Annotated in this window: 10 protein-coding genes; 3 read left to right on the forward strand and 7 right to left on the reverse strand. The window is 65.0% G+C overall.

Annotated features, from left to right (window positions below; genetic code table 11):
• A partial coding sequence (locus AB0B25_RS28985) for a transposase (protein ID WP_357186055.1) occupies window positions 1-194 on the forward strand: 194 nt, incomplete at its 5' end.
• Between the two features lie 257 nt (window positions 195-451).
• Complete coding sequence (locus AB0B25_RS28990) at window positions 452-613, forward strand: hypothetical protein (protein WP_357186058.1); 162 nt, start codon at window positions 452-454, stop codon at window positions 611-613.
• A 130-nt stretch (window positions 614-743) separates the two neighbouring features.
• Here the strand turns inward: AB0B25_RS28990 and AB0B25_RS28995 are convergent, their stop codons facing one another.
• The 6 genes from AB0B25_RS28995 to AB0B25_RS29020 all read right to left on the reverse strand — a co-directional run bounded on the left by AB0B25_RS28995 (window position 744) and on the right by AB0B25_RS29020 (window position 22,328).
• Window positions 744-2,159 carry a hypothetical protein gene (locus tag AB0B25_RS28995; protein ID WP_357186061.1) on the reverse strand — a complete coding sequence of 472 codons (1,416 nt, stop codon included), beginning with the start codon at window positions 2,157-2,159 and terminating at the stop codon, window positions 744-746.
• 29 nt (window positions 2,160-2,188) lie between these two features.
• Window positions 2,189-2,473 (reverse strand): hypothetical protein, encoded by a 285-nt coding sequence (locus AB0B25_RS29000; protein ID WP_357186064.1) that lies wholly within the window; start codon window positions 2,471-2,473, stop codon window positions 2,189-2,191.
• A gap of 166 nt (window positions 2,474-2,639) precedes the next feature.
• Window positions 2,640-3,344 carry a DUF5995 family protein gene (locus tag AB0B25_RS29005; RefSeq protein ID WP_357186067.1) on the reverse strand — a complete coding sequence of 235 codons (705 nt, stop codon included), beginning with the start codon at window positions 3,342-3,344 and terminating at the stop codon, window positions 2,640-2,642.
• Window positions 3,345-3,633: 289 nt separating this feature from the next.
• A complete protein-coding gene (locus AB0B25_RS29010; protein WP_357186070.1) occupies window positions 3,634-19,197 on the reverse strand; it encodes an amino acid adenylation domain-containing protein in 15,564 nt (5,187 codons plus the stop codon).
• A 724-nt stretch (window positions 19,198-19,921) separates the two neighbouring features.
• The gene (locus tag AB0B25_RS29015) at window positions 19,922-20,959 is read right to left on the reverse strand and encodes a cupin domain-containing protein (protein WP_357186072.1); all 1,038 of its coding nucleotides are present in this window, start codon (window positions 20,957-20,959) and stop codon (window positions 19,922-19,924) included.
• 379 nt (window positions 20,960-21,338) lie between these two features.
• Window positions 21,339-22,328: a TetR-like C-terminal domain-containing protein gene (locus AB0B25_RS29020; RefSeq protein WP_357186075.1), complete on the reverse strand. Its 990-nt coding sequence runs from the start codon at window positions 22,326-22,328 to the stop codon at window positions 21,339-21,341.
• A 109-nt stretch (window positions 22,329-22,437) separates the two neighbouring features.
• On the opposite strand from AB0B25_RS29020, the gene AB0B25_RS29025 reads away from it, so the two are divergent.
• On the forward strand, window positions 22,438-22,977 hold the full coding sequence (locus AB0B25_RS29025; protein WP_357186078.1) for a hypothetical protein: 540 nt from the start codon (window positions 22,438-22,440) through the stop codon (window positions 22,975-22,977).
• 200 nt (window positions 22,978-23,177) lie between these two features.
• Here AB0B25_RS29025 and AB0B25_RS29030 read toward each other — a convergent pair whose 3' ends face one another.
• Window positions 23,178-23,879, reverse strand: a complete 702-nt coding sequence (locus AB0B25_RS29030) for a hypothetical protein (RefSeq protein ID WP_357186081.1) — start codon at window positions 23,877-23,879, stop codon at window positions 23,178-23,180.
• Window positions 23,880-23,899 lie beyond the last annotated feature (20 nt).

The following is a 23,899-nucleotide window of genomic DNA, read 5'->3' on the forward strand; positions in this document are numbered from 1 at the left end:
TCGCCGGCAAAGGCATCGAATCCTCCCAGCGCCTCGGCCGCCACCGGTGGGTGATCGAACGCACGATATCCTGGCTGACCGGCTACCACCACCTCGACATCCGTTACGACCGCAAGACCACCCACTTCCTCGCGTTCCTCACCCTCGCCGCGACACTGACCTGCTACAAGAAACTCGCGAAATCAACCACATAAGACACGGTCTTAGCGAGACTTTTCTCGATTCTGGTCCCACTGGGCCGTCGGGGACGATATACGGCAGACGGGCCACCATTGCTGCGCCGGCCCGTTCAAAGCTCCCGCTGGAGCGACGAGGTGGTGCGCATCGGTGGAGTACCGACCCCGCCCCGTGGCTTTTCGCTCCGGGGACTTGCTACGAATCTGTGAGCGTTTCGGGCGTTGCAGACGGGAGCGGTGCTGCGGATCCGTCAGTCAGTTCGATCTTCCCGGCGATGAGCCTGTCGGTTCGGAAATGCAGTGTTCCATTGGCTGTCCCGGACGCGAAAATCGTCGATCTCAGCGGACAGGCGGTGAAGGTTCAGGCGCTGGCGGGCTTTCGAGCCGCACTCGGGGACACGCTGAACCTGCGCCCGCTGGCAGAGGCCTATCGCTAGTGCGACCCGGAGACCGGCTTGCTGTTGACGGTTCGATGATGACGGCGTCGAACGGCCGGGAAGGGCTCCGAGGGTAATCGTCGAAATCCGACGAAGTTCGGGATGTGCTTCGGTAGCGGATGATTCAACGTTACGGATGTTGAGGGTCCGCTCCCGGGCGCAGTTGCGCGTGCAGCCGCTCATACTTCACTATGTCATGTGTCTCTCCCGGTGTGAACGGGGAAAGCTCGCCACCCATCTGCTGATACCGCTGCATCATCGGCCTCAGATCGAACAGGTCCACCGGATCGATATTCCCGCCCGACTGTTCGAGTTTGTCCTGCCACCGTAGGTAGCGATCGCCGCCGGCCGCGACGTCGTAGCCCCACTCCGCCGAGGAGGTGAACAAGTCGTTGTCGAACTCGGCGACCGCGCTCGGCGGCTTACCTGCCTGCTCCAAGATGAAATTCATCAGGACCCGTGAATGTCGACCATGAAACTCGCCCGGCCAGACATGTGCGGAAACGAACCGCTTCTGGAACTCGGCGGCACGCTGGTACGGGTCGAATCCCGGTTGTCTCCTCGCGCTGTTGTACGAGTCGCACAACGACTCGTGGAATTCGCGCATACCGTCCACGCTGCCAAAATGAGGGTAAATGATCATGCCGTGGTCGATGCTGAATTGGATGAGGCCGTATTGGCCGTCGAACCATCCTGGTGGATGATATGCCATCAAAGGATCGTTCTTGATGGCGGCGATTTCCTCGTCCGTGAGTGGTGCGTCCAGCCTGCGTACGTCACGTGCGCCGGGCCGGCCCTCGACTTTTGGTTGGAACACGACTCCATGGGGTTCAGTGCGGAACGGCCCCGGGATATGAGTCAGCAGTGGGTTCTCCTCGATGGCGGCCAACTCGTGCCGTGACAATGGCCGAGGTAGACGACCTATTCCCAGCTTCCAGCCCGCTTGCATCTTCCCGGCAAGCTCCGGATTGTGCCGGATTTGCAGCCTGCGGTGAATCTCCTGTATGAGGTCCATCGAGATCTCACGATCGAGGTGCTTCCTGGCGAACAGCCGGGCATCGAGCCAGCTCGCCCACCCCTTGGGCCCGTCGAAGATCGTTTCCGGTCGCGTCTGTCGGGAGATGAGGGCGATGTCGCGAAACTTGTCCTCCATGAACAGGCTGATTTCGAGTGCCCGGTCGGCGTCGGTCCGGATCCCGTGCGCTTTCTCGAGTCGGCGTATCTGCTCCTCGATGGGCAAGTCGAGAAATCCATCCTCAGCAGTCGGGTCCGGCCCGTGGACCGATCGCCGCACACCTGCGTCGGATTCCGGGTGCCCGGCGCCGGCACTGTGGTGGGTGGGTGCATCAGGAACAATCTTGCCGATCCCGGGTGCGCGCCGCTCGTCTTCGTGCTGGAGCCGACCGAGGCTGTCTCGTATCGCCTGCGGGAATGTATGGTGTGTTTCCGCTATTTCCGGGCCGGCTTTGTCACGAATCGCATTGGTGAGGCGTTTGGCTGCCTCCAGCATTTTCGCGATGATCTTGCCAACGCCCAACCTATCCATCGAGTTTTCTTGACGCGGTGACCGGGCTTTCAGGCAGCGAGATCGAAGGTGGTGAAGTCGACCGCGGTGAGCGCCGGGTCGAACGACCCCGAGCATCGGCGCACATGGTCGACCGCGACCTCGGGGATCTCGCTGCGCGCGCAGAATTGTGGCATCTTCTGCAAACACTTCAGAGTCGCCAGCAGCGAAAACGACGCCTCCGGCCCGCCGATCCGCGTGCGCGCCCAGGCGATCGCCTCCGCCGTGGGAGTGAAGAACACAGGCGCCGGCAGGATAGCCCCTTCGGCTGTTCCGGTAATTCGGCTGGTTGTCATGATGTCCCTCCCCACGAAGATCGCCCGTCTGCCCCCTGCAGTTGGATGGATGCTGAGCTGAACGCCCATACGGAAGAGCTTGATATCAGCCGACTTTGGTGTCGTGATCACGGCACAATGGTGCCGAATCCGTGAACTATTCGCAGCGGTTCGACTGAACGGTCGATTATTCCGGTGGCGGAACAACCGGTGTGACGAGCATTCGTCCGGCGGTGGCCACGGACTCCTCGAGGGCTCGCTGCGTCGTTGCCAAGAGCAGGCTGTTGTCGCGCTGTATCCACAGCACCTTCGTGGTGGCCCACGCGGCATCGCGGGCGCCGGCGATGCTGAAACTGCTCAGGATATGTTTGAGTGTCTCGGCATCCTTGGTGGCCAGCGCGAACAGCGCGGGCTCGTATTCCGCCCGGACCTCCGCCTCGATTTTGGCGAGCAATTCGTTGACTCTGAGGTAGTCGGCATGCACCGGGTCGGTGTCGGGTGTGGTGGCTCGCTCCTTGCAGGTCTTGACCACAGCGATTGCCAAATCGTGGTTGATATGGGCGTTCATGCCCGCCAGCGCGAACTGCAATGGCCACACGGTGCGGTTGGACCGGGAATCGAACACCGGTTTCCAGACCGTGTTGGGTCGCTTGCCGAGCTTGGCGGCGTCGACCGCGTCGAAATACAGCTGTGCGAAGATCACATCGAGACGTTCGACGAATTCGGAGTCCGTGAAGAATCCTTCAGTGATCTGCTGGCCCACCAGTTCGGTGACGCGCAGATACATATTATTGAAGCTCGCGACTCCGTCCCGTGGATCGAGCTCGTCTTTGATGGCGCGCATCCGCCGGATGACCTCGTCGACTGGTCCGGAAATTCGGCTGGTTGTCATGATGTCCTTCCGCCGGGGATCGTTGCGCCTGTCACCCATCATCGGGTGGATGCCGTACCGAACGCGTCTAGTAGGCTGACGCCCTCATCATGCGAAAGGTCTTGGTATCAGCCGAGTTCGATGTCGTCACCATGGCTCAATGGTGCCGGCTCCGCGAACTATCCGCAGCCGTATGACCCTTACCGGTCCGAAACCCCAGACGCCGCGCCCCGCGATGCCGGAGGTGGCGCGCTCGACACCACCTCCGGTGTTTCTCACACCGATTTTCGGTGAGATCGGTGAGCGGAGTTCACGCTGTGCCCGCCTCGGCGTCTCGCCAGAACTCGGTAAGCACGTCGGCGATCTGGGCGAGTCCCGAAGCCACCGTCATCTGCCAGTGCGTAGTCGACACGGCGTGGTTGTGTACCGTGCCGTCGACGATTTCACTCCAGATCGACGCGCCGACGCTACCGGTCGGGTCGTCGAGGGCAGCGGTGAAGTAGATGACGTCGCCACGGTAGGTCGGGGGGTTGTAGGCGCCGCGCAGAATCACCGAATGCACTGCCGCGTCGAGTACTCGACTAACCCGGTCGGCGCCGAAGGAGGCGAACGGTTCCGGAAGCTCGGTGAGCAGCTGGGGGAGTGCGGTCCAATCCACATCCGACACGTTGCCGAGATTGCCGGCCAGCTCGCCGAGCAGCCCACCGATCAGTTCGGCCACCGGCACTTGCCCGGCATCGCTTGCGGCTGTTCCGGGTGGGTCCGCCATATAGCTGTCCATCACAGCGAGCGCCGCGACGTGTTCTCCGGCGCGCTGTAGCTGCACTGCGATTTCGTGTGCGATGACCCCGCCGAACGACCAGGCGAGCAGATGGTATGGCCCGTTCGGTTGTATCGAGCGGATCAGTTCCAGGTACTGAGCTGCCCATTCTTCTATCGAGTCGGGCAGCGTCGCATCCGTGGCAAGCACGGGCGTTTGCACGCCGTATATGGGTCGGTCCGAATCCAGGTAGGCAGCGAGACCTGCGTACGACCAGGAGATTCCTGATACCGGGTGAATACAGAACAGCGGCGCGGCCGAGCCCTTGGTGCGCAGCGGCAAGAGCATATCGAAGGCCGCCTCGGATTCGACCGTACCGTCCGCGCGGCGGGCCAGATCCGCAAGGAACTCGCTGGGAGTCGGTGCGGTGAACACCCGCATCACCGGAACCTTCGTGCCCAGCACCGACGACAGCTGAGCGGACAACTTCGCTGCGATCAGCGAGTTTCCGCCGCGCTCGAAGAAATTGTCGTCCATGCCGAAGCGATCGACGCCGAGCACCTCGGCGAATGCGGTGGCCACGGATGCCTCGACAGGGGTGGTGGGCGCACGGAATCCGCGTGCTCGGAACTCGGGTTCGGGCAGTGCGCGACGGTCGAGTTTGCCATTGGGAGTCAACGGCATGCTGTCGATCACCACGATCGCGGCGGGCACCATGTAGCCGGTCAGGAACTCGGCTACTCGGTCACGCAATTCGGCTGAATCCAACTGTGCGCCGACCGCGGGCACGACGTAGCCGACGAGCTGATCGCCGAGTGCCGCGCTGGCGCGGACCAACGCGACGGCTTGGCGCACGCCGGGGCAGCGCAGCAGCGCTGATTCGATTTCCCCGAGTTCGATTCGAAAACCGCGCAACTGCACCTGCTGGTCGCCGCGCCCGGCGTAGGCGAGCCCGGCTGCACCGTCGAACCGGGCCCAGCGCGCGATGTCACCTGAGCGGTACATCCGTGAGCCGGGCGGACCGAACGGGTTGGCGACGAATCGCGTCGCCGCGAGCCCCGGTCGACCGAGATAGCCCCGGGACAGTTGGTTGCCCGCGACGTATATCTCGCCGGGGGTGCCGAATGGCGCTGGATGCAAACGGATGTCGAGTACATAAGTGTCGAGTCCGGGCAGGGCCCGGCCGATGAGGCTGGCTGATTGATCCGCCAGGCGTTCATCGAGTTCCAAGAAGGATACGTGCACGGTGGTCTCGGTGATGCCGTACATATTGACCAGCCGCGGCGCGTCCACGGGATGACGTTCGTACCAGCGTCGCAACTGCCGTAGATCCAGCGCCTCGCCCCCGAAGATCACATACCGTAGCGCGAATTCTTCGATCGGATTCGAAATATCCCGGTCGGCTGCCACGAGCTGATAGAACGCTGACGGCGTCTGGTTCAGCACCGTCGCCTGCGTGCGGATCAGCAACTCGCGGAACAGTTCCGGGGAGCGTGACACCTCGTAATCGACGACGACGACGCTGCCGCCGGTCGCGAGCGCGCACCATAGTTCCCATACCGAGAAGTCGAATGCGAACGAATGGAACAGCGTCCACACATCGGTCTCGTCGAATTCGAACAGCGACTGAGTATTTGTGAACAGTTGCACTACGGTGCGATGCGTCACCCCGACGCCCTTCGGTACACCCGTGGAGCCCGACGTGTAGATGACATAAGCGAGATTGTCCGGCCGCAGTGGCGCCACCCGGTCAGCGTCGGTGATCGGCCCGTCCGCGAATTCCGCTGCCTGTTCCAGCAGTACCGTCGGCAGTTCGGTGTCCGGGACGGCGGCGCGTTGGTCAGCTGTGGTCAAGACGCACACCGGAGCCGCGTCGGCCAGCACGAACGCCAGTCGCTGTGGCGGGTAGGCGAGATCTATCGGCAGGTACGCCGCTCCCGCGAGGAGCACACCGAGCAACGCGACCGGCAGTTCTTCGGTGCGTGCAACGGCCACGGCCACAATGGATTCCGGTCCGGCTCCGGCCGCTATCAACCCACGGGCGATCTGGTTCGCGCGCCGGTAGAGTGCGCCGAAGCTGAGCGTGGCGTCGTCGAACCGGACGGCTGGCGCGCCCGGACGACGTCTGGCCTGTTCGCCGATCAACTCGGGCAGCGTCGTCGCGGCGCTGGCAACGCAGGGTGACGTACATTCGCGCAGCACGATGGTGCGCTCGGACGGGGTGAGCAGATCGATATCGCCGACGGGCACTGTCGGATCGACGGCGACCGCTGCCAGGATTCGGCCGAACCTATCGGCGAAACTCTGCACGGTCTCGTGATCGAACAAGTCTGTGGCGAACGAGAATTCCGCATACATCCCTGCTTCGGGGAGGGAGTTTTCGTCGGCCTCCCGTGCCGCGGTGTTCTCTCGAATGGACAGTGACAGATCGAATTTTGCGGTCTTCACCTCGTAGTCGATCGCCTCGACCCGCAGGTCGGGCAGTTCGAGGCTCTTCTCGGGCATATTGTCGAAGGTCAACGACACCTGGAACAGCGGGTGCCTGGCGGTCGAGCGCTCCGGGTTGAGCAGTTCCACCAGGCGTTCGAAGGGCAGTTCGGCATGGGCGAATGCCTGAAGGTCCGCGCTCCTGGTCTGGGCGAGCAGTTCCTGGAAGGTCAGCCGCCCCGGCACCTGCGTGCGCAGCACGAGTGTGTTGACGAACATGCCGATCATGTCGTCGAGGTCGGGCTCGCCGCGTCCAGCCACGGGAGCGCCGATGGCGATGTCGTCCGTGCCGGACAGGCGTGCCAGCAGCACCGCAAAGGCCGCGTGCACGACCATGAACAGCGTCACGTTCTGTTCACGGCCCATGGTCCGCAACGCCCGGTACAGGTCGGCGTCCACCGAGAATCGGACGCGCCCCCCGGCGAAGGACTGCATCACTGGCCGGGCTCGGTCGGTCGGGAGTGGCAGTTCCTCGGGCAATCCGGCGAGGGCCGCGCGCCAGTAGCCGATCTGCGCCGAGACGCGACTGTCCGGATCACTTTCGGAGCCGAGCACAGTGCGCTGCCAGAGGCTGTAATCCGCGTACTGGAGTGGCAGTGGTACCCAGTCAGGTGATGCGCCGGCCGCGCGCGACGCGTAAGCGAGCATCACGTCGCGGGTGAGCGGTCGTATCGACCATCCGTCGGCGCTGATGTGGTGCGCGACGAAGACCAGCACGAACTCGGAGTCGGACAGCTGAAACAGGGCGGTGCGGAATGGGAGCTCGATGGTGACGTCGAAACCGTCGGTGAGGATGCGGCGAATCGCGTCGCCGAGATCCGCGGGGATGACCCGGATCGGCCGGAGGTCGATCGGAATGTCGGACGATTCGAGTACTCGCTGGATCGGACCGTCCGGGGTTTGCGGGAAGACGGTTCGCAGTGTCTCGTGTCTGTCCAGAAGGTCGATGACGGCCTGCTGGAGGGCGGATACGTCGAGCCGGCCGGTCAGACGGACCGCGACCGGGATGTTGTCGACCGCGGAGGACGTGTCGAACTGGTTGAGAAACCACATCCGCTGCTGAGCCGGCGACAGCGGAATCTGTTCCGGTCGCGGACCTGCCACCAGCGCGCGGCGGCTGCCGACGCCCACGTGCTGTTCGGCGAGCACCGCGAGCCCGGCGACCGTGGACGCTTCGAACAGGGCGCGCACCGGCACCGTGGTCTCCAGTGCGGCACCGATGCGTGCCGCGACCTGGGTGGCCAACAGCGAGTTGCCGCCGAGAGCGAAGAAGTCGTCGTCGGCGCCGGCACGGTCGACGCCGAGCACCTCGATGTAGATGCCCGCGATGATCTCTTCGATGGGTGTCGAGGGCGCCCGGAATTCCCTGGCCGTGACATCTGGTTCCGGCAGTGCGGCGCGGTCGAGTTTGCCGTTGACGGTCAAAGGCAATGCGTCCAGCACGACAAACGCCGACGGCACCAAGTACGACGGCAGCGCCGCACTCAGCGACGATTTCACTTGTGCCACATCAATACTCGCGGTGCTGTCGGGAGCCACCAGATAGGCGACCAGACGATCACCGGTCCGGGGGTCGGATTGCGCGGTCACGACCGTCTGTGCGATCTCCGGTAGTGCCAGGAGGGCGGCTTCGATCTCGCCGGGCTCGATGCGGAAGCCCCGGATCTTGACCTGGAAGTCGCTACGTCCGCGGTACTCCAGCTCGCCGGTGGCGTTCCACACGGCCAAGTCGCCGGTGCGGTACATGCGTTCGCCGGACCCGAACGGGTCGGCGACGAACCGCCCCGCGGTCAGCTCAACCTGCCCGAAGTACCCACGCGCGACCTGTGCGCCGGTCAGATACAGTTCACCGACGACACCGTCGGGCACCGGCCGTAGCCGACCGTCGAGCACATATGTCCGGCTATTCCATGCGGGTACACCGATCGGGACCACGACCTGGTCGGCTGCGGTGACCCGATGGCTGGTGATGGACACCGCCGCCTCGGTGGGGCCGTAGAGGTTGAACAATTCGATGCGCGGATGCTCCCGCTGGAACCGCTCAGCGAGCGCGATGGGCAGTTCCTCTCCGATGGCCAGGACTCGCCACAGCGAATCGGGCAGACCGGCGGTGAGCAGCCCGTCGAGCATGGACGGTACGGCGTGCAGGGTTGTCACCCATTCCCGCGCCATCAGATCATCGAGGTAGGTCGGATCACGGTGCCCGTCCGGGGCGGCGATCACCAGCCGACCACCGCAGGCCGCGGCGGTCCAGAACTCCCACACCGACAGATCGAAGGTGGCGGCGGTTTTCAGCAGCACCGCATCGGCGGCGTCGAGGCCGAATTCGGTGATCTTCCAGAGCATTTGGTTTGTGATCGCCGAATGCGAAACGGCTACGCCCTTGGGGTGGCCGGTCGATCCGGATGTGAAGATCACATACGCGGTGTGCTGGGGCAGTAGTGGCGCCGTCCGGTCGGCATCGGTGAGCGGGGCGTCGTCGATCCCGCCGAGGTCGAGATCGTCCAACGACACCAACGGTGCCGATGTCGTGGTGAATTCGGCTCCGGTGTGCGTGAGCACGCACAGCGGAGCCACCGCCGCCATGATGTAGCCGAGGCGTTCGGCAGGCTGATCCGGATCGACCGGCACATACGCACCGCCTGCCTTTGCCACCGCGTACATCGCGATCACCAGATCCACCGAACGCCGCAACGCCAGCGCCACCCGAGATTCCGGACCAACACCGAGCGAAATCAAAAGGCGAGCGAGCCGATTCACCCGGGCATCCAGTTCGCCATAGGTCAGTTCGGTGGTGCCGTCCGGCGTATCGGCGACTACGGCGATGACCTCCGCGGATTTGGCCACAGTGGTGTCGAGCAGCGACACCAGCGTCGCTGCGGTATCGACCTGACGATCGGTGGCGTTGCGCCGGACCACGATGTCCGCGCGCTCGGCTGGGGCCAGGATCTCGATCTCCCCGACCGCGGTCTTGGGGGCCGCCGCGACTGCCTCCAGGAACCGGGAGAATCGGGTCGCGATGGTGTCCGCCGACGAGGAGTCGAAGAGGGCGTCGGCGTAGGTGAGCAACCCACTGATACCTGCCGCCGCGCCCGACTCGTCGTAGTTGTCGGCAACGATCAGGTGCAGGTCGAACTGCGAGAGTCCGGTGTCGAGGCCGACGTCCGACACCACAAGCCCCGGCAATTCCAGGGCGGCTTTGGTCAGGTTCTGGAACGACAACCCGACCTGGAACAGCGGATGCCGCGCGGTGGAGCGGACCGGGTTGAGCACCTCGACCAGCCGCTCGAACGGCACATCGGCGTTGGCGAACGCCTGAATATCACTATCACGCTGGCGGGCCAGGAGTTCGGTGAATGGCTCGCCGGCATCGATCCGCGTGCGGAAGACCAAGGTGTTGACAAACATGCCGATCAGGTCGTCCAGTACTGCCTCGCCGCGGCCTGCGATCGGGGTGCCGATGGCGATGTCGTCGGTCTGCGCGAGTCGCGCAAGCAGTACCGCGAGCGCGGTGTGGACCACCATGAACAAGGTCGCGTTGTGGTCGCGGGCCAGATCGACCAGGGCCTGATGGGTCGCGGCGTCGACGCGCACATCCACTTTGCCGCCTGCGAAGGACTGCACGGCCGGACGCGGCCGGTCGGTCGGCAAGTCCAGCTGATCGGGCAGCCCGGCCAGGCTCCGCTGCCAGTACGCGATCTGCTCGGCGGCCAGGGAATTCGGGTCGCTCTCGTCACCGAGGAGTTCGCGTTGCCAGACGCTGTAGTCGGCATACTGCACCGGCAGCGGCGTCCAGTCCGGCGCCTGCCCCGCCGCCCGCGCGGCATACGCGGTCATCAGGTCCCTGGTCAGCGGCCGGATCGAGGAGCCGTCACCGGAGATGTGGTGCACCACCATGGCCAGCACATACTCGGCGGGCGCCGTGGCGTCTTCCTGGGCGATCCGGAACAGTGCGGCCGCGAGCGGGACTTCGGCCGTGACGTCGAAAGTGGTCGAAATCAGTGTGGTCACCGCGGATTCGACGTCCTCGGGTGTCACGACCTGGTCATCGAACCGCGGTGCCGCCTGCTCGAGCGGGAGGATCACCTGCGCGGGCCCCTGTTCGAACCGGGGGTAGACCGTGCGAAGGATCTCATGCCTGCCCACCACGTCCGTGACGGCGGCACGCAGCGCGGCAACGTCGAGGGCTCCGGTGAGCCGCACAGCGATCGGCACGTTATAGGCCGCCGATCGGGTATCGAACTGGTTGAGGAACCACATCCGCTGCTGTGCCGATGACAACGGAATGTGTTCGGGCCGTCGATGTGCCGTCAGTGGCCTGCGATCTCCCATGTCGGCGTACTCGGACATCCGCGCGGCGAGCGCCGCGACCGTAGACGCTTCGAAAAGCAGCCGAACCGGCAGCTGGGTGTCGAGCGCGGCCCCGAGCCGCGCCGCGACCTGAGTCGCGATCAGTGAGTTCCCGCCGAGCTGGAAGAAGTCGTCGTCGGCGCCGAGCGTCCGGGTGGGGCGGAGCAGTTCGGTGAACACCTCGGCGACAGCCTGTTCGAGACGACCTGACGGCGGTCGGAACCGTGCGGTCTGCAGCCGTGGCTCCGGCAACGCGCGCCGGTCCAGCTTGCCGACCGGCGTCAGCGGGATCTCGTCGAGCACGACGACGGCCGTCGGCAGCATATGCGAGGGCAGTGACCGGCTGAGATCATCGACGATCGCCGCGGTGTCGACAGTCGCATCCGGCGTGGGCAGTACATAGGACACGAGTATCGTCGCGCCGGAACCCGATTCACGCCCGACGGTGACGGCGAAGTCGATATCCGGTCGGGCGGCCAGTGCGGCGTCGATCTCGCCGAGTTCGACGCGGAAACCACGCACCTTGACCTGGAAGTCGTTGCGGCCGAGGTAGTCCAGCACGGTCGACCCATTGATTCGGCGTCGACGCACGAGATCGCCGGTGCGGTAGAGCCGCGCACCTGGCGCACCATAAGGGTCGGCGACAAAGCGAGACGCGGTGAGTGCGGGACGGCTGTGGTACCCGCGAGCCAGCTGGCCGCCACCGAGATAGAGTTCTCCGGCAACACCTTCGGGAACCGGGTGCAGCCTGCCGTCGAGCACCAGCGCGCGCATCCCCCGGATGGGACCGCCGATGGTCACCGGCTCGTCGGGGGACAGCGGATCGCTGATATTGGTCATGATCGTGGTCTCGGTAGGCCCGTAGCCGTTGTAGAACTCGCGGGTCCGCTTGCCGGAGATCGGCTGCACCCAGCGCCGCATCAGTTCCGGCGGGCAGTCCTCACCCCCGGAGATCACCACCCGGAGCCGGTCCAGTCCGGCGGGGTCCATCGAGGCCAGCGCCGCGGGAGTGACAAAGGCATGCGTCACCCGCTCGCGCCGCAGCAGCTCGGTCAAATCGGCACCCCCGTAGACGGTAGGCGCGGCAGCCACCATCGTCGCCGCGCCGCCGACTGCGAGCAGTAACTCCAGGACCGATGCGTCGAAGGACGGAGACGCGAAGTGCAGAGTGCGCGAACTGCTGGTGACCCGATACCGTTCGCGCTGCTCCGTGCAAAAGCTCGACAAACCGGCATGGGTGACCACCACGCCCTTCGGCGTACCTGTGGAGCCCGAGGTGTAGATGACATAAGCCGGATGCTCGGGACGCAGCTGTCGCGGTCGGTCGCGGTCGGTAATCGGTTCCACCTGTTGGGCGTCGAGGTGGCTGGCAAATCCGGGGGTGTCGATCACCAACCAGTCGACCTGATCGGGCAGATCGGCGCGCGCAGCGTCGACGGTCAGACCGAGCACCGCGCGCGAATCCGAGACCAGATGCGCTACCCGATCCGGGGGATAGTTCGGGTCGACCGGGACGAATCCCGCGCCCGTCTTCGCGATCGCCCACACTGCGAGCACCGACTCCAGCGATCGAGCGATCCCCACCGCAACCAGGTCCTCCGGCCCGATTCCGCGCGCGATCAGCAACCGTGCCAGCCGGGTGGATTGCTCGTCGAGATCGATATAGTCCAGCTGCCCCAACGTTGCCGAGCCATCGGCGAAGATCACCGCGACACCGTCGGGATTCTCCTCGACCGCGGCGGTCAGCAGATCCGGCAGCAGTGCGACGCCGGACTGTTCGACCTGGCGCGGTTGTAGGACTGCCGGACCGGTGGAGCGCAGGCGGGCAGCCTCTTCCTCGTCGAGAATATCGATGTCCCACACCGTTTTCGAGGGGTCGGCGGCTACCGCGGACACGATGCGCTCGAACCGTCGTCCGAAGGCACGCACGGTCGATTCGTCGAACAGTGCCGTGGCATACGTGAACACCACGACCAGTTCCGCGGGGGTGCCATCATCGTCGAGCCGCGGCTCGACGATGACCTGCAGGTCGAACTTGGCGGTGATCTCGCCGGTATCCACCGCCGTGACAGACAGCCCCGGTAACTCCAGTGTGGGCTGCTCGATGTTCTGGAACGACAGCATCACGTGGAAGAGCGGGTTGCGCGCTCCGGTGCGCGCGGGATCGATCTCCTCGACCACTCGCTCGAAGGGCAGGTCGGCGTTGGCGAAGGCCGAAAGGCTCGTTTCACGAGCCCGATCGACCACGGCATGGAAGGTCGCCGCGGAATCCACCTCGACGCGCAGGGCCAGCGTATTGACGAACATCCCGACCAGGTCGTCGAGCGCTTGCTCACCGCGCCCGGCGATCGGTGTCCCGACCACGATATCCGTGCCGCCGGACAGGCGTCCCAGCAACACTGCGAGAGCCGCGTGCACCACCATGAACAACGTCGCGTTGTGGTCGCGTGCGATCTGGTGGAGTTGCTCGTGCACTTGCGCCGGGACGGTGACGCCCGTAGACGCGCCGCTCGTTGACAGTGTCGCCGTGCGTGGGCGATCCGTGGGTAACTCAAGCGGTGCGGCGAGTCCGGCCAGCTGTTCGCGCCAATACAACAGTTGTTGTGCGGCAACAGAATCCGCGTCTTCTGCCACGCCGATGGCGGCGCGCTGCCAGATCGCGAAGTCGGCGTACTGCACCGACAATGGCGACCAGGTCGGTGCACTGCCTCCGGTACGGGCGACGTAGGCGGTCACCAGGTCGCGGGCCAGTGGCGCCAGTGATGCTCCGTCGGCAGAAATATGGTGCACCACAATGACGAGTAGATGATCGGCGCCGGAGCTGAACAGGCGCGCGCGCAGAGGCGCGGACGCGGTGACATCGAAGCCGGCTGACATCAGTCCGGCTACGGTGCCCAGGACATTGGTGGTGTCGTATTCGACCGCGAGTCCATCAGGGAGCGCCGCGCCTACCGACAGAATCTCCTGATACGGCAGTTCGTCGTGATCGGCGGGAAACCGGGTGCGTAGCGCTTCGTGGCGCTCGAGCACATCGCAGACTGCGTGTCGTAGCGCGGGCAGGTCGAGTGCGCCGGACAGCCGGATGGCGAACGGCATGTTGTAGGCGGGGGAGTCCGGCTCGATGCGGTTGAGCACCCACATCCGCTGCTGTGCGAGCGAGAGTGGGATGCGGTCGGGCCGTACCGAAGGGACCAGTGGCGCGCGGGTGGTCCCGCCACCGGGAATCGTCCTGGTGGCAAGTGCGGAAACACGGCCTGCCTCGAACAGATCGCGCACGGTGACCTGTGAGTTCAGCGCTTCATTGAGCCTGGCGACGACCCGTGTCGCCAGGAGCGAATTGCCGCCGAGGGCGAAGAAGTCGTCATCGGCGCCGACTTTTTCGATACCGAGTAGATCGGCGAACACCTGGGCGATCGCTTGCTCGACAGGCGTCCGGGCGTGCCGGTACTCCGCGACTTCGAACACCGGCTCTGGCAGCGCTCGACGATCCAGCTTGCCGCTGCTGTTGAGCGGCAGGTCCGACAACATGACCACTGCGGACGGGACCATGTACGCAGGGAGAACCGCGGCTATCGTGTTCAGCAGTTCCTGCTGGTCGACGACCTGCCCCGGTAGTGGGACCACATAAGCCACCAGCCGGTCTCCGACGGACGAGGGCCGTACCGCCGCGACCGCCTGGCTGACCGTGGGGTGCGCGAGCAGCGCGGTCTCGATCTCGCCCAGCTCGATTCGTTGGCCGCGGAACTTCACCTGAAAATCGGTGCGGCCGAGGTAGTCGAGCCGTTGCGGCTTCTCCGCGCTCGGTGCGCGCCAGATCACCAGATCGCCGGTGCGGTACATTCTGGTTCCGCTGTCGAACGGGTTCGCGACGAACCGTCCAGCGGTTTGCGCTGCCTGCCGCACGTAGCCGCGGGCCAACTGATCACCAGCGAGATACAGCTCCCCGGGCGACCCGGCGGGCACCGGCCGCAGACGCGAATCCAACACGTAGACCTGGGTATTCCACTGTGGCCTGCCGATCGGTACTGTCGATCCCTCGGCCGCCCCCGCGGGCCAGTAGGTGACCGAGACCGCGGCCTCGGTGGGACCGTACAGGTTATGCACTTGCGCATCGGTGACGGAGCGGACCGCGCGCACGGTCTCCGGCGGCAGCGCCTCCCCGATCACGAACAGATTCCGCAGTGTCGCAATGGTTCCGGCAGCCACGTTGGCGGCGAGCACCATAAGCATCGAAGGGACGAAATCGGTGACGGTGACACCGTGCGTGGTGATGGTTTCGACGAGGTAGGCCGGGTCGCGGTGCCCGTCGTGGTCGGCGACGACCAGCTTCGCGCCCGCCCGCAGCGGCATGAAGTAGCCCCACAGTGAAACGTCGAATGTGGTCGCGGTCTTCTGGAGGTACACATCTTCCGGACCCATGGGATACTGCGCCAGCATCCACTCGATCTGGTTGTCGATCGCCCGGTGCGAAATCGCCACGCCTTTCGGCCGCCCGGTCGAACCCGAAGTGAAGATCACGTAAGCAGGATGGTCCGGCCGGACCGAGCGCAGCAGTTCGTCGGCACGGATCGGCGCGCCCGACCTCAGGTCTGTCTCGACCGTGTCGAGGTAGAGCACCGCAATGTCGGCCGGTACCGGCACAGCGTCGGCGGTCGTGGTCAGCACACAGACCGGTTGCGCGGTATCGAGGACGTGGGCGATCCGCTCGGCGGGGTGATCCGGGTCCAATGGCACATACGCGCCACCGGCCGTGATGATCGCGTACATGCCGATCACGAGGTCGAACGAACGCCGAACCGCCAATCCCACCAACGATTCCGCGCCGACACCGTTGTCGATCAGCAACCTCGCGAGTTGGTTGACCCGCTCGTCCATTTCGCGATAGGTCAGCTCGGAGTCCGCGTACGCGATCGCGACGACGTCCGGATGCTGCGCCACCGACCGCCGGTAGCCGTCGAGTACCAGACCCGCGGAGATCGGGTGCCGGGTGTTGTTCCAGTCGACCAGGATCGCAGTGCGTTCCGCGGGTTCGAGCAGGTCGATCTCGCCCACCGCACGATCGACCGAATCGGCCAAGGCCGTAAGGATCCGGGACAGCCGTCGGGCGAATCCCGCAACCGTCGCCTCGTCGAAAAGGTCGGTGGCGTAGGTGAACGCAGCTGATATGCCGAGCGGTGTTCGGTCGTCCTCGCGCGGCACCATGGTCAGCTCGAGATCGAACTTGGCCAAGGGCACCGCCAGGTCGAACGCGGAGACGGTCAGCGACGGTAGTTCCAGCGCTGTAGGCGCGAAATTCTGGAAAGTCAGCATCACCTGGAACAGCGGATGATGGGCGCTCGACCGCACCGGGTCGAGTAGTTCCACCAGTCGTTCGAATGGTACGTCGGCGTGGCCGAGCGCTTCGATATCGCGACTGCGCACGTGGTCGAGCAGCTCCGCGAAGGTGCGGCCGGGATCGATCTCGGTGCGCAGGGCAAGGGTGTTGACGAACATGCCGATCAGATCGCTCACCGTGGCATCGCCGCGGCCAGCCACGGGCGTACCGATCGTGATGTCGCGGGTGTCGGTCAACCGCCCGAGCAGCAACGCGAATGCAGCGTGTACGACCATGAACAACGTGGCGTCGTGCCGGTGCGCAAGCCGGTTCAGCGCCTCGTGTACCGGCGCGTCGATCTGGAATTCGTACGCGGCGCCGCGGCCGGAGAACACGGAAGGACGTGGGCGGTCGGCGGGCAGGTCCAGTCTCTCCGGGAGATCGGCCAACCGTTCCCGCCAGAACCTGATCTGTCGGGCGAGGAGCGAACTCGGGTCTTGCTCGTCGCCGAGCATCTCGCGTTGCCACAGCGTGTAGTCCGCGTAGTGCAACGGCAGCGGCTTCCAGGTCGGGGCCGAACCGGTCACCCTCGCCGAGTAGGCGGCCATCAGGTCGCGGCTCAGTGGGCTCATGGAGGATCCGTCTCCGGCGATGTGATGGACCACGCACACCAACACATGCTCGGTCTCGCTCGAGCGCAGCAATTGCAGCCGGATCGGCGGCGCGGCCGTGACATCGAAGCCCTCGATCACCGCAGCCACGGTGCGTGCGGGTAGCTCGTACGGGGTGACATCGAATACTGGAAGTTCTGGCACCGCGTCCGGGTCGGAAACGGAGTGCACCCATTGGCTGCCTGCGCCGTCGTACTCCGGGTAACTGGTCCGCAGCACCTCATGCCGTCCGACCAGATCCCGGATCGCTGCGCGTAGTGCCGCTACGTCCAGCTGTCCGCTGAGCCGTATCGCCAGCGGAATGTTGTTGTTCGCGCTGGTCGGGTCGAATCGATTCAGGAACCACATTCGTTGTTGGGCATACGACAGCGGCACCCGCGCCGGTCTCGCCATCGGCCGCGGGGCAGTGTCGGCCGAATCTGTCAGCTCATGCAGGCGGGCGGCCAGTTTCGCCACCGTCGGCGCCTCGAAGAGCAGAGCGACCGGAACACGCACACGCAGCGCGGCGCCGAGCTGGGCTGTGGCTTGCGTCGCGATCAGCGAATTGCCGCCGAGTTCGAAGAAATCGTCGTCTGTGCCCACCCGGTCGGTGTCGTCGTCGCCGGCCGGTAGCAACAGCGCGGCGAAGGTGTCGGCGACCAAACGCTCGGTCGGTGTCGTAGGTGCGTGGAACTCGCGGGCGGTGAGCACCGGTTCCGGCAACGCGGTGCGATCCAGTTTGCCGACCGACGTGAGCGGAAGCTCGTCGAGTACCGTGATCGCGGCCGGAATCATGTACGTGGGTAGGGTCTTCGCGAGGAATTCGGACAGTTCGGTGGTGTCCAGCGGCACCCGGCCGCTGTCGGGGTCCGCAGTGGACTCGACTCGGGGCAGCACGTATGACACCAGTGCCTCGATGCCGGAGGGCAACGTCGTTCCCAGAGTGGCGGCGTAGTCGACGTCGGGATGACCGGTCAGGGCGTTGTCGATCTCGTCGAGTTCGATCCGCAGGCCTCGGATCTTCACCTGGAAGTCGACCCTGCCGTGGTACTCCAGAACTCCGGCCGAGGTGCGCCGCACCAAGTCGCCGGTGCGATACATGCGTGTGTTGGTACCGCCCGTCGCCTGACCGAACGGATTGGCAACGAACCGTTCGGCAGTCAATCCGGGGCGGCTGAGGTACCCCTGCGCGAGCGCGGGGCCGGACAGATACAGCTCGCCGATCACGCCAACCGGCACAGTCCGCAACCGTGAGTCGAGCACATAGGTGCCCATGCCCGGCACCGCGGTGCCGATGTGCGTCGGCTCGCCAGGAGGCAGCGCATCGGTAACAGTCGCGAAGATCGTAGTCTCGGTCGGGCCGTACACATTGTTGACGGACCGATCCTCGTGCGCCCACCGGGAGACCAGGTCGGGACCCAACCGCTCACCGCCGCACAGGATGGCCCGCAAGTCGTCCAGCCCGGCCGGGTCGACCGATTCCAATGCGCCAGGCGTGATGCACAGGTGTGTGACTCGCTCACGTCGCAACAGATCGGCCAGCTCGACGCCGCCGAACACCGTGGGAGGCGCCACGACCAGCGCCGCACCGGCGGAGAACGCGAGCAGCATCTCGATCACGGAGAAATCGAAGCTCGGCGTGCACAGGTGGGTGACTCGGGACTCTCGCGTCACCGCACGGCGGGCGATCTCGGACTTGACCAGTCCCGCCAGGCCCGCGTGGGTCACCGTCACGCCCTTCGGCCTACCTGTCGAACCGGAGGTGTAGATGACGTACGCGATGTGCTGGTCGGTCAGCGGGCGGAGCCGATCCAGATAGGAGACCGGGTGCGCGGGCGCGGCGGCGATCCGTTCCCGGTGTACCGGATCATCGAGCTCGATCCAATCGATCGCGGTGGCCGGCAGAGCGGGTCGGTGCGCGGAGGTGGTGACCCCGAGCGCGACGCCGGAGTCCGAGATCATGTGCGCGATGCGGTCCGCCGGGTAGGTCGGATCGACCGGGACATAGGCGGCGCCCGTCTTCGCGACGGCCCACACCGTCAACACCGACTCGACCGACCGGGTGATGGCCACCGCGACGTAATCTCCTGGGCCGACGCCGTACCCGATCAAGTGACGGGCCAGCCGCGAGGATTCATCGTCCAGCTCGCGGTAGCTGAGTTCGCGCTGATCGGCGGGATCGCCGGTCGGATTGAACCGGAGCGCGACCGAGTCGAAGGACGTGTCGACGGCTGCGGTGAGCAACTGGCAGAACAGCAGATTGCGTGATCGGGAATGCTGGGCGCGACGTGCGGAACGACGTGTGGCGGTCATGCGGTGGCGAGTTCACTCTCTGGCTCGATCATCTTCAACTCGGCAATGGAGCCAGAAGCGGTGCCGCATATGTGAGAACCATGACCCGAGCGTCTACGGACCTTAGCGAATAGTGATCCGAAGGGTGCGCCCCGGTTGGGAAAAGGTCTGCAGAGTACCCATCTTGCGCCGCGGTTATGCAGTTCTGTGCGGAAGGCAACATCACCCGAAGCCGGGCCGCGTGGCCGAGGTGCCCGGTCGCCGCCGATTCGGCGGCGTCGGTTCCGTGCCTACGGCCGCGACCAACACCCGTCGGCGACCGCCGGACGCACAGCACGACGATGCCGGGGCCGACCGGGCTCGATCGACGCAGGGGGAAGTCGAACACCTTGCTATAGGCGGCGAGGAATTGCGCGTTACAGGAGACCGGGAATGCCACCGCCAGTACTTCTGCGCACGGCAAAGGATTCGATGGCGAACCGACGACATGCCATACCGTGGTCGGTTGCGCTGGTGGTCGCACTGCCGTTCCGATCGATCGGAGAGCTGGCGACGGGCGCGACACCGTGCCTACGACCAGGTCCTCGCCCTCGCATCCGCCTCGAAGACTTGTGGACGCAAGCGTTCTGGCCAGTACGCGCGGTCGATCCTTTCTGCCGATCCGCCCGGTCAAGTTCGTCCGATCGGTATCGGATCCACCGACGATGAAGACGATCCCCGGCGTGACGGCGGGCAACCATGCTCGTCACGGGGTGCGGGGGTTGTTTCGGGTGACAATCAGTGGATCGACCGGAGTGAACGGCAGCTCCGGCAACTCGTCGAGCGCGATACCGAAGGTCGCCGCAAGCACCTTGCGAGAGTAGGCGCTCATCGAGGCGCGGTAGCCGATATCGGCCGGCGTCGGTTGATCGAAGAAGATGAGCAGATGAGTCTGGGGGGAGTCGAGTACCTCGATGTGATGCGGGTAGGCCCTCGGGATGAAGTACACCTCGCCCTCGTTCACGGTATAGGTGTCCAATGACCCGTCCGGATCCATGATCGTCATCCGAGCCGAGCCTTTGTGCACATAGCCCATCTCGGCGGTGACGGGATGCCAATGGGGTTCGCGCATACCGTCCTCCCTGATCCGCAGTGAGTACATCGAGATGTCGTGCAGCGCGGGCCAGAACTGCTCGCGGGCTGTCCGCGCCGATCCGACCGGCGAATCCACCGGCGCCGACATCGCCTCGATAGCGAAATGGTGGGGATCGCCGAAATGCGCTGTCGACGGAACTTCGGGCTCGCCATCGCGCCGCACGACGATCTTGGGTATGGTGCTGCGCCGGATCTTGGCGAAGTCGGCGGCGGGTAGGTCATAGGTATTGCCGAGCACCGAGTCGGTCATCGCCCCCAGCGCCGCACCCAGCCCGAAGTCCTCCGGCCGCTCGTGGCGGAAGGCCAGCACGAATTCTGCGTTGGTGTCGCCGATGTTCTCGATGTGATGCAGGGCGCCGGAATCGATATGGAACAACTCGCCGGCTGTGACGAGAAACGATGAGAAGTTGCTGCCATCGTCCAGTACCGATACCAGCGCCTTGCCCGCCGTGCAGTAGGTCAGTTCGGTGGCGTTGGCGTGCCAATGCGGTTCCCGGATCGCGCCGGGTGTCAATATCAGGCGCTTGATGGAAAGTCCGGTCAGAATCGGAAAGTTGTCGGCAGTCAGCCTGGTCAGGGAGCCGAGCTCGCCCCGATAGACCTCCTCGCCCTCCAGTAACGAGGCGACATGGATCGACGGATTACGCACAGGTCCTCCTTGATCACGGGGTCCGGATCGTTTCGGATCGATCATGCCCTGCGATCGCCCGCGACCCGGCCACATCGCCATGTCGGTGTCCGGTAGCGCCGCCTGCTGCCGGCAATTCACCGCCGACTCGACCTTGATGACACGATTCGTCGAACGTGAAAGCGGTTCTGCGCCACGGGGCTATTCACCCGCCAAGAATTCCGGCGCAGCCATCCGCGCGCCGTCGGTCAGATCATATCGAAATCACAGCGTTGAATTCGCTTCTCCGAAAATTCGGATTTGCTGCGCCGAAAAAAGACCGTCTGTCGATAACGGGCGGGCCGGATTCGTCGAGCGGTTCAGCGCGTGACAGCGCGGTTGCGGGGCACTCCTCTTGCTGTCAGGACGTGGCAATCCCGCGATCGGGAGGACTGAACTCGATCCCATCGAGCACGATGTCGATCACTTGGCGGACAAAGGCGGCATCGATCGGAGCATGACCGTGCAGCAAGCGATGATAGACCGGGCCGTAGAGCATATCCAGCACGATCTCGAGGGGGGTGTCGGCGGGAATCTCGCCGTGACGTATGGCTCGCTGCAGAATCAGGCGCCCTTGTTCGCGACGGTGTTCGAGAAAGCGAGCTCGATATTCCAGGGCGAAATCCGGATCCGACACCACCTCGACGAGCAGACCGGCGATGATCCGGTCGTAGGGGCGCCGTGCCGCGAGTTCGGCCCATGGGCAGAGCAGGGTACGCAGATCCGCGCGCACCGATCCGGTATCAACTGCGGGTGACATCGCTGCCCACTCCTGATACAGCGCGTCCATGGCAAGTGTTTCCTTCGTCGGCCACCATCGATAGATCGTGGCCTTGCTGACCCCTGCGGCTACCGCGACAGCGTCGACGGTCGTCGCGGCCACGCCCCGCTCGAGTAACAGTTCTATGCTGGCGTGCAAAATGGCATCGCGCGCTTTCTCGCTACGCGGGCGGCCACGCCGAGTTGTAGTGAAGTCAGCGCTCACCTCCCCTCCTGACAACAATGTGGTAACGAAATTGCCGATTGAGTGATCTGGCATCCAGGGCCCGATGTGTAGCGAGCGGCGTCTCTCGCTGTCGCCACGGGCCTGTCGGCCTCCGTTCGCCGCCGCCGCTTCGTGGAAAGGGATTGCCGTGGTCGCCGTTGGGTGAAACCGGGATCGTAGGCGCGCCAGTCGATCCCGGTTGATTGCGCAATTCGCGGTCGAGTCAGCACTCGGGTCGGTGGCTTCGATTTCACAGGCGTTCCGGCTGCCACTGCGCCTCCCGGGTTTCGAGTCCCGAACTTTGTACAAAATTACACGCAAGGTTTCGTAATTGTATAGCAGGCATGCCGATGCGAACTGCTGCAAGGAGCAATACTCGATGCGAGCTGTACTTCACGCATGCGTTCGGCACTACGGCCAGTTGTGGAGCTAAACTGAAAAACAAAACTGGCAGTTTCGAAATGAAGGGATCGACATGGACATCGATACCCGGGTTGCGTCGAACTCGCCCGACCTCCTGGATGCGTCTGGTCTGGACCTGTCCGACCAGCCTCGCACACCCGAGGAATGGGCTCGGATGTATCGCGCACAGCTACGTGTGTCCGGAGTACACGCGACAGCCCCTGGGTTCGTAATCCTGCCGCTACATGAGATGGCCGCAGCGAATGTTCCCGAGCCGCTCGGCATTCGAATGCTGGACGAATTGATCTCGCGGGCTGCGCCGGTACCGGTGTTGGCGCAGGGGCAGCGTTGCACCTTTTTGGCGGTGTTCGATCGGTTCCCTGATGCAGATTTGCTGGCGCGACTCGCGCTGCATGGACTGTCGGTGAGTCCGCATCGATCGAATGTCATCCTCCCGACCTGTTGGGGACCCGCGCCGCGGGAGAATGCGCGTTGGATCCGACCGCCACGACCGGACGAACAATGGCCTTCACTGTCGGAGGTGCTCGACAGCGCGAACGCTGTCGTCGGCGTCGACAAAGCGCAATCTGATCGTTCTCGACGCGCGGAGTGACAATGTCCGCGTCGTCGACCGACGGCCGGTCGAGGACAGGACGGTGGCGTAGTACCTCGGCACGAACGGCCACGGCATGTCGACAAGCGGATACCTGGACCGGTCGACACGTACGGGCGGAAGACTGGCGTCGGAGTCTTCGCCCACTCGTCTCGCCCAGTGCCGCGCCGGGCGCCCGTTGATCCGAGTCGAGCCGCGTGTCACTCCGGAGCCACGGGCGGTTCGTCGGTAACCATCGGCGGGGTGACCGCGCCCACGATAGCGCCGACACCTGCACCGACGGCGGCCCCGACCACTGCGGCCGGTGCGGCGATCACCCCGAAGCCGATCGCTGCGCCTAGCACGGGTACGACCACCAGGCCCGCCGGAAGGAATGGAATACCGCAGATGAAGCCCGCGACGGCGCCGACGACCCCGCTCGTTATCGCGAGCGGGCTGACGACAGCCACGCCGATTGCCGCGCCGATCGCGGCACCGGCGAGTGCGCTGTTCGCGATCTGGTCGGGACGCGATTGCTCGACGCTGTCGAGAACCTGCGTCCGGGTGTCGGTGTCGGCTTCACCGCGTTCCGGAATCGGGGGTATTTCGGCACTATCGTTGCGGTCGGGCACGTCCGCGGAGTCCGCGACGGGGGTGTCGGACAGGACCTCAGCGGCGCCCAGGATCGGCGAATTCCAGGACGCAGCGGGCGGGTGGTCGGCGTGGGCCGCCGAATCGGCACCGACAACGACCGCCGGTTCGAACGGGGCCTGCGACAGCCTGGAATGGCCCGGTAGTTGCTGAGCGGCGGCGGGGGATGCGCAGAGCACGGCGAAGGACAGCGGAAGGGCGCCGGCGACGATAAGGGAAGCAGCGCGCCGATAGCTGGGATGAGCCAGAGCTGCGGGCCGAAGAGTGCCCATGGATGACCTCATTCCGATAG

This window comes from Nocardia sp. NPDC049190 (genome assembly GCF_040648115.1).
In the GTDB taxonomy this organism is placed as follows: domain Bacteria; phylum Actinomycetota; class Actinomycetes; order Mycobacteriales; family Mycobacteriaceae; genus Nocardia.

What these genes read in the sequence shown, in the direction of transcription:
- AB0B25_RS28990 (WP_357186058.1), top strand. Translation starts at nt 452, where the DNA reads ATGAGCCTGTCGGTTCGGAAATGCAGTGTTCCATTGGCTGTCCCGGAC.
- AB0B25_RS29010 (WP_357186070.1), bottom strand. Translation starts at nt 19,197, where the DNA reads ATGACCGCCACACGTCGTTCCGCACGTCGCGCCCAGCATTCCCGATCA.
- AB0B25_RS29030 (WP_357186081.1), bottom strand. Translation starts at nt 23,879, where the DNA reads ATGGGCACTCTTCGGCCCGCAGCTCTGGCTCATCCCAGCTATCGGCGC.
- AB0B25_RS28995 (WP_357186061.1), bottom strand. Translation starts at nt 2,159, where the DNA reads ATGGATAGGTTGGGCGTTGGCAAGATCATCGCGAAAATGCTGGAGGCA.
- AB0B25_RS29025 (WP_357186078.1), top strand. Translation starts at nt 22,438, where the DNA reads ATGGACATCGATACCCGGGTTGCGTCGAACTCGCCCGACCTCCTGGAT.
- AB0B25_RS29005 (WP_357186067.1), bottom strand. Translation starts at nt 3,344, where the DNA reads ATGACAACCAGCCGAATTTCCGGACCAGTCGACGAGGTCATCCGGCGG.
- AB0B25_RS29000 (WP_357186064.1), bottom strand. Translation starts at nt 2,473, where the DNA reads ATGACAACCAGCCGAATTACCGGAACAGCCGAAGGGGCTATCCTGCCG.